We start from the raw sequence: 7,347 nt of genomic DNA on the forward strand, positions 1-7,347 counted from the left end.
TGCGGCCCACCCGGCGCAGCCGCGGCCGCCCGGTCAGGTCGGCGCCCGCGGCCAGCAGCGACGTGCCCGCCGCGAGCCCGCCGGTGAACAGGTACGCCGGCACCTTCCACTCCCACACCGGCGGCTTGAGCACCGGACGCCCGTAGTAGGACCGGAATTCGGCGTCCGGCACCATCAGCTCTTCACGGGAGCGGCGCGGCTTGCGGTCGGTCATCGGCGGCGTCCTCCGAACGCGGCGACGGCGGCGGCGAGCAGCGCCGAGGCCGCCATTCCGGCGTACTTCCACATCGCGGGCAGCTCCCGGGTCGGCACCACCGGGTCCGGCGGCAGGCCGTAGACCTCGGGTTCGTCCAGCAGCAGGAAGAACGCGCCGGTGCCGCCGACCCCGTCGGCCGGGTCGTGCCCGTAGAGCCGGGCTTCGGCGAGGCCGCGCTCGTGCAGCTGCTCGACGCGGTGGGCGGCCCGCTCGCGCAGCTCGTCGAGCTCGCCGAACTGGATGGAGTCGGTCGGGCACGCCTTGGCGCAGGCCGGTTCGAGGCCGTCGTGCAGCCGGTCGTAGCAGAGCGTGCACTTCTGCGCGCGCCCGTCGTCCGGCCGCCGGTCGATGACGCCGTACGGGCAGCCGGAAACGCAGTAGCCGCAGCCGTTGCAGATGTCCTGCTGCACCACGACCGAGCCGAACTCGGTGCGGAACAGCGCCCCCGTCGGGCAGACGTCGAGGCAGCCGGCGTGCGTGCAGTGCTTGCACACGTCCGACGCCATCAGCCAGCGGAAGTCGGTCCGGCCGTCGGCGCCGGTCTTCGCGCCCGGCAGGTCGAACGACGGCATGCCGAGGTCTTCGGGCGCGCCAGGCGGGGGAGCGGTGCCCGGTCCGCCCGGCGGGCGCGGCTGCTCGACGAAAGCCACGTGCCGCCACGTGTTCGCGCCGAGCGCGCCGGTGTTGTCGAACGACATCCCGAGCAGGTCGAGCCCGTCCTCGGGGACGGCGTTCCACTCCTTGCAGGCCACTTCGCAGGCCTTGCAGCCGATGCACACCGACGTGTCGGTGAAGAACCCGACCCGCGGCGGGTGCCCGGTGTGCCCGGCTTCCCCGGCGACGTCCGGCAGCGGGCCGGACAGCCGGTCCTCGACGCTCATGGCGCATCCTCCTCGTGACCGGGTTCGACGTGCCGGGTCTCGTGCGCCGTCGACACCCGCGTACCCGTTTCCGGCGTGATGCCCGCGCGTTCCCGGTATTCGGCGAGGTACGCGGTCAGCGCGGCGCCGCGCGGGCGCTTCCCCGGCCGGACGTCGCAGGTGGCGACCTTGCTCTCCTGGATGAACACGTTCGGGTCCAGCACGACGCCCAGCAGGTCGTTCACCACGTCGCCGGGCACCAGCCCGGAACCGCCCCAGTGGTAGGGCATCCACACCTGGTGCACGACCCGGTCCTGCACCCGCAGCGGCCGCATCCGGTCGGTCACGAAGACGCGCGCCTCGACCGCGGCCCGCGAGGTGACGACGTGCGCCCAGCCAAGGTGCCGCAGCCCGCGCAGCTCCGCGAGTTCGGGGGAGACCTCGACGAACAGGTCCGGCTGCAGTTCCGAGAGGTAGGGCAGGGTCCGGCTCATCCCGCCAGCGGTGTGGTGCTCGGTCAGCCGTGCGGCGGTGAAGACGAACGGGAACACCTCGCCGTGCGCCTCGGGCGGCGACGGGTTCGACGGGTTGTCCCGGCGGCCGTAGACCATCCGCGTCGGATTGCCCTGCTGGGCGTAGAAGGGGTTGCGGAACGGCGACTCGTGCGGCTCGTAGTGCGTCGGCAGCGGGCCGTCGGCCAGCCCGGACGGCGCGAACAGCCACGCCTTCCCGTCGGCCTGCATCACGAACGGGTCGTCGCCGCGCAGCGCGGCCGGACCCACCGCGTCCACCGGCGGGACGTAGTCCGGCGGCTTGGTCTTCTCGAAGTCGGGCACGTCGTGCCCGGTCCATTCGCCAGCGTCGGCGTCCCACCACACCAAGGCTTTGCGTTCGCTCCACGGCCGGCCCTGGGGATCGGCCGACGCGCGGTTGTAGAGCACCCGCCGGTTGTACGGCCAGGCCCAGCCCCACTCGAGGGCGGTGTGGTCCTGTTCGGACCGCGGCTTGCGGCGGGCGGCCTGGTTGACGCCGCCGGCGTAGACGCCGCTGTAGATCCAGCAGCCGCTGGAGGTGCTGCCGTCGGCCTTGAGGTCGAGGTACCCGTCGAGCTCCTCGCCAGTGGTGAGGTCGTGGCCGTTGATGTGCCGCAGCACGTCCTCGGCCGACGGCTCGTCGCCGTGCACCTCGTAGTCCCAGGCGAGGTCGAGCAGCGGCCGGTCGCGCTCGTCGGCGGACCCCGCCAGCCGCTCCCGCAGCTTGCGGCCCAGGTGGTAGAAGAACCACAGCTCCGAGCGCTGGTCCCCGGCCGGCTCGACGGCCTTTTCGCGCCACTGCAGCACGCGCTGGGTCTGGGTGAACGTGCCTTCCTTCTCGACGTGCGAGGCCGCCGGGAAGAAGAACACCTCGGTGCGGCACGCCTCGGGGGTGATCTCGCCGGTCTCGATCTCCGGCGCGTCCTTCCAGAAGGTGGCGCTTTCGATCATCGCCAGGTCGCGCACGACCAGCCAGTCGAGGTTGGCCATGCCGAGCCGCTGCAGCCTGCCGTGCGCGGACCCGACGGCCGGGTTCTGCCCGAGCAGGAAGTAGCCGGACACCTTGCCGTCGACCATGTCCATGACCGTGCGGTAGGTGCCGTGGTCGCCGTTGATCCGCGGCAGGTAGCCGTAGCAGAAGTCGTTGTCGGCGGTGGCTTTCTCGCCCCAGTACTCCTTGAGCAGCGACACGGTGTAGGCGTCGGCGTTGCGCCAGAACCCCTTCTGCTTGTCGCCGCTGACGGCCTTGAGGTAGTCCGCCAGCGTGCGCTGCCCCGGCTTGGGCATCGGCAGGTAGCCGGGCAGCAGGTTGAACAGCGTCGGGATGTCGGTCGAGCCCTGGATGCTGGCGTGCCCCCGCAGCGCGAACACGCCGCCGCCGGGCCGCCCGATGTTGCCCAGCAGCAGCTGGATGATCGAGCCCGCGCGGATGTACTGCGCGCCGACGCTGTGCTGCGTCCAGCCCACGCTGTAGACGAGCGCGGCGGTCCGGTCCCGGCCCGAGTTGCTCGTCCAGGCGTCACAGACCCGCTGGAAGAGCTCCTTCGGCGTCCCGCAGGTCGCCTCGACCATTTCCGGGGTGTAGCGGGCGAAGTGGCGCTTGAGGATCTGGAAGACGCACCGCGGGTGCCGCAGCGTCGGGTCGGCGGCGATCTCCTCGCTGCCGCCTTCGACCACCGGCCCGCCGGAGCCGTGCTGGTCCGACGGCGAGGTTTCCTTGCCGTGCCCGGCGTCCTGCGGCCGGATGTCCTGGTAGTGCCAGGTCGCCGGGTCGTAGGCGGCTTTGGCTTCGTCGTAGCCGCTGAAGAGGCCGTCGAGGTCTTCGGTGTCCCGGTAGTCCTCGTGCACCAGGAAGGACGCGTTCGTGTAGGCGACGACGTATTCGCGGAAGTCCAGGTCGTTGCTCAGGATGTGGTTGATCACCCCGCCGAGGAACGTGATGTCCGTCCCGGCCCGCAGCGGCACGTGGGCGTCGGCGAGCGCGCTCGTCCGCGTGAAGCGCGGGTCGATGTGCAGCACCTGCGCACCGCGCGCTTTCGCTTCCATCACCCACTGGAACCCGACCGGGTGCGCCTCGGCCATGTTGGAGCCCATAATGATGACGCAGTCGGCGTTCTGCAGGTCCTGCTGGTAGTCCGTCGCGCCACCGCGACCGAAGGAAGTCCCCAGACCGGGAACGGTGGCGGAGTGTCAAATGCGCGCCTGGTTTTCGATCTGGATCGCGCCGAGCGCGGTGAAGAGCTTCTTGATCAGGTAGTTCTCTTCGTTGTCCAGCGTCGCGCCACCGAGACTGGCGATACCCATCGTCCGCCGCAGCGGCGCACCGTGCTCGTCGGTGTCCTGCCACCCCTTGCGCCGCGCGTCGAGCACCCGGTCGGCGACCATGTCGAGCGCGGTCTCGAGATCGAGATCGGTCCACTCGGTGGCGTAGGGCGCGCGGTACCGCACCTTCCGCTCCCGCTGCGGCCCGGTGACCAGCTGCGTGCTGGCCGACCCCTTCGGGCAGAGCCGCCCCCGCGAGATGGGGCTGTCCGGGTCGCCTTCGATCTGGACGACCTTCTCGTCCTTGACGAACACCTGCTGCCCGCACCCGACGGCGCAGTAGGGACAGACGGACTTCGCGACCCGATCGGCGCTCGCGGTGCGCGGCGCGAGCGCCGCAGACCGCGCGGACTCGGCGGCCTTGCCCCGGCCGAGCGGATCGGTGCCGGTGAGCTGGCGGTACACGGGCCAGGATTCGAGCCACTGCCGTGGTCCCATGTCACCTCCCGCTGCGCTTCGCTGCCGGGCTACCCCTGTTGTCCTGAGCGTAAACCGGCGCGGCGGGAGCGGCGACCGGACGATGTCATGAACGACCCTTTCATGGCGTCCGGCGACAGGTCCCCGGCAAAGTCGGCGCGGCGAGGTGGGCTGATGGGGACGTTGCTCTCATTACATCGGAGGAAAGTCCCCTTCAGTCCACCTCGGCCGGCTACCGAGGCTCGCTCACCGTCCCACGACGACATGAAAGAGTCGTTCACCTCGCCGGACGAGGTGAAAGGGTCGTTCACTACGACCCGGGCCAGAGTCCGGCACGGTTGCGGCGGCTCGCTCGGCGGTCACTTTGCTGATGTCTTGAATGAGTCATTCAGGTCTTCGGAGGTCCTGAATGACTCATTCAAGACACCGCGGACTCACCCGGCGCGACTTTGCCGGAGCCCTGCCGCCGGACGTGGCGAAAGAGTCGTTCATGACTTCCGGGCCCGGGGATCGCGGCGACGACTTTGCCGGGCCCCTGGCGACCGGACGATGTCATGAACGACCCTTTCATGGCGTCTGGCGACCTGAACGACCCATTCATGACATCCCACCACCGCCGGCCGGCCACGACCCTCGAAACACGCGGCTCAGAGGCCGTACGTCTTCCCGATCACGTCCCGCTGGATCTCGCTCGTCCCGCCGTACACCGTGGAGACGACCGTGGCCCGGACCAGCCGTTCCATCCCGTACTCCGTCGCATACCCGTACCCGCCGAGCATCTGCATCCCGTCGAGCGCCATCGCCTTCGCGAACTCCGTCGCCTTCAGCTTCGCCATCGACGCCTCGCGCGGCAGGGGCTCGCCGTCCGCCGCGTCGATCTTGCGGGCGACGTCGTGGACCAGCAGGCGGGTGCACTCCAGCTCCGTCGCGTGGTCGGCCAGCCGGTGCCGCAACGCCTGGAACGAGCCGACCGGCCGGCCGAACTGGCGGCGTTCGCGCACGTAGGAGACGGTGTCCTCGAACGCGCGGCGCGCGGTGCCGAGCATCAGCGCGGCCAGGATCATCCGCTCGAGGTTCAGCCCCGCCATCAGCTGGCGCCAGCCCTGGCCGACCTCGCCGACCACGGCGTCGCCGGGCAGCGCGCAGCCGGTGAAGTACAGGTCGTTGACCTCGCGGCCGCCCATGGTGTCGATGCCGTGGACGGCCAGCCCGTCGACGCCGGCCGGGACCGAGAACATCGTCAGGCCGTCGTGCTTGCCGCCGTCGGCCGAGGTGCGGGCGACCAGCAGGATGTGGCGGGCCAGGTGGGCGTTGGAGCACCACGTCTTCTGGCCGTCGACGACCCAGCCGCCGTCCTGGCGCGCCGCCTTGCACGCCAGCGCGCCGACGTCGGAGCCCGCGCCGGGTTCGGACATCGAGACGGCGAGCACCTCACCGCGCAGGAAGTCGCCCAGCACTTCCCGCTTGCGCTCCTCGCTCGCGAACTTCGCGTACGACGCGGCCGTGATCACCGAGGTGGCGAACCCGCCGATCGGCGCCTGCCGGTAGGCGATGGTCTCGAGGAACAGCACCAGGTCCAGCATGCCCTGGCCGGCGCCGCCGTACTCCTGCGGGACGTTGATGCCGAGCCAGCCCAGCTCGGCCATCTTGCGGTACAGCGCGTCGTCGTGCGGGGTGTCGCGGGCGCCCACCTCGCGCCGGCAGAAGTCGTCGACGGCGGAGACGAAGTCGCGCTGTTCGGTGGTCAGGTCCACGAAGGCTCCCGGCGGTTGAAGATACAAGATTACGTGCTCTGTATCTTTATCTCTTGAACCGCCGGAACTCAAGCTTCGAGCATCGGCACCAGGTAGCGCCGGGCCAGCGCGGCGAGCTGCTCGTCGTCGTCGAGGTCGACGACCTGGCTGGGAATCGCCAGGAAGGAGGCCGAAACGCGGACCATCAGCTCGGCCACGACCTCGACGTCCAGCCCGGCCGCCACGGTGCCGGCGTGCTGTTCCCGCCGCAGCTGACCGGCCACGAACTCCCGCACCGTGGCCAGCGTCCGGCCGTCGTCGGTGATCATGGACGACGCCAGCAGCCCCGGTTCCGCGGCGATCAGCCCGCCGATCAGCGGGTTGCCGCGGATCGCGCGCAGCGAGCTCACGAAGCCGAGCACCACCCGGTCGGCGACCGTCTCCGCCTGCTTGATCTCGACGAGGAAGCGGTCGAAGTAGCGGCGGTACTCCCGGCGCACGACGTGCTCGACCAGCGTGTCCTTCGTCGCGAACCGCCGGTAGACCGTGATCCGGGACAGCCCGGCGCGCTTGGCGACGTCCTCCATCGTGGAGCGCTGGATGCCCAGCCGGCAGAACTGCTCGAGGGCGGCGTCGAGCACGCGCACGCGGATCGGGTCGGTGTCGCCGACCTGCTCCAGCGCGTCGGTGTAGGCGCGCTCCAGCAGCGATTCCGCGCCGGAGGCGGAGGTGAACGGCGATGCCGCGGGTTCTACAGCCACTTCCCGATCCTCCCACCCCCGCGTGCCGCTCAGCGCTTGAGCTTCGCGTACACGATCACGTTGTCGAGGTAGTTGCGGTTCGCCGCGTCGTACCGGCCGCCGCAGGTGATCAGGCGCAGTTCCGGGTCGGTCGTGTCGCCGTAGACGGCTTCGGTCGGGAACTCCTTCTTGGCGATCTGCTCGACCTTCGTCACCGCGAATGTCAGCCGCCCGCCGTCTTCGCGGTCGACGTGCACCTCTTCACCCGGCTTGAGTTCGTGCAGCCGCCAGAAGATGCCCTTCCGGTGGTCGCCGTCGATGTGCCCGAGGATGACCGCCGGCCCGGCTTCGCCCGGCGTGGGGCCGTATTCGTACCAGCCGGCCTGCAGCGGCTGGTCGACCGGCGGCACCTCGACGGTCCGGTCGGCGTTGAGCCCGAGCGACACCAGCGACGACCGCGCGCCGATCGCCGGGACGTCGAGCGCG

The 7,347-nt window shown here is 70.6% G+C and carries 5 protein-coding genes and 1 pseudogene; all 6 read right to left on the bottom strand.

Features of this window, described 5'->3' with window-relative positions; genetic code table 11:
• Nucleotides 1-214 (bottom strand): annotated as a pseudogene (locus tag G3I65_RS48395) (polysulfide reductase); the annotation flags it as partial.
• A complete protein-coding gene (locus G3I65_RS48400) occupies nucleotides 211-1,137 on the bottom strand; it encodes a 4Fe-4S dicluster domain-containing protein (RefSeq protein WP_160702270.1) in 927 nt (308 codons plus the stop codon). The pseudogene G3I65_RS48395 and the gene G3I65_RS48400, both read right to left, overlap by 4 nt.
• Nucleotides 1,134-4,409, bottom strand: a complete 3,276-nt coding sequence (gene fdh, locus G3I65_RS48405) for a formate dehydrogenase (RefSeq protein WP_160702272.1) — start codon at nucleotides 4,407-4,409, stop codon at nucleotides 1,134-1,136. The genes G3I65_RS48400 and fdh overlap by 4 nt, the downstream gene beginning before the upstream one ends.
• A gap of 626 nt (nucleotides 4,410-5,035) precedes the next feature.
• Nucleotides 5,036-6,142 carry an acyl-CoA dehydrogenase family protein gene (locus G3I65_RS48415; protein WP_160702274.1) on the bottom strand — a complete coding sequence of 369 codons (1,107 nt, stop codon included), beginning with the start codon at nucleotides 6,140-6,142 and terminating at the stop codon, nucleotides 5,036-5,038.
• Between the two features lie 68 nt (nucleotides 6,143-6,210).
• Nucleotides 6,211-6,882, bottom strand: a complete 672-nt coding sequence (locus G3I65_RS48420) for a TetR/AcrR family transcriptional regulator (protein ID WP_160702277.1) — start codon at nucleotides 6,880-6,882, stop codon at nucleotides 6,211-6,213.
• 29 nt (nucleotides 6,883-6,911) lie between these two features.
• A partial coding sequence (locus G3I65_RS48425; RefSeq protein WP_160702279.1) for a class F sortase occupies nucleotides 6,912-7,347 on the bottom strand: 436 nt, incomplete at its 5' end.

This window comes from Amycolatopsis sp. SID8362, from assembly GCF_010550475.1.
In the GTDB taxonomy this organism is placed as follows: domain Bacteria; phylum Actinomycetota; class Actinomycetes; order Mycobacteriales; family Pseudonocardiaceae; genus Amycolatopsis; species Amycolatopsis eburnea.

What these genes read in the sequence shown, in the direction of transcription:
- G3I65_RS48400 (WP_160702270.1), bottom strand. Translation starts at nt 1,137, where the DNA reads ATGAGCGTCGAGGACCGGCTGTCCGGCCCGCTGCCGGACGTCGCCGGG.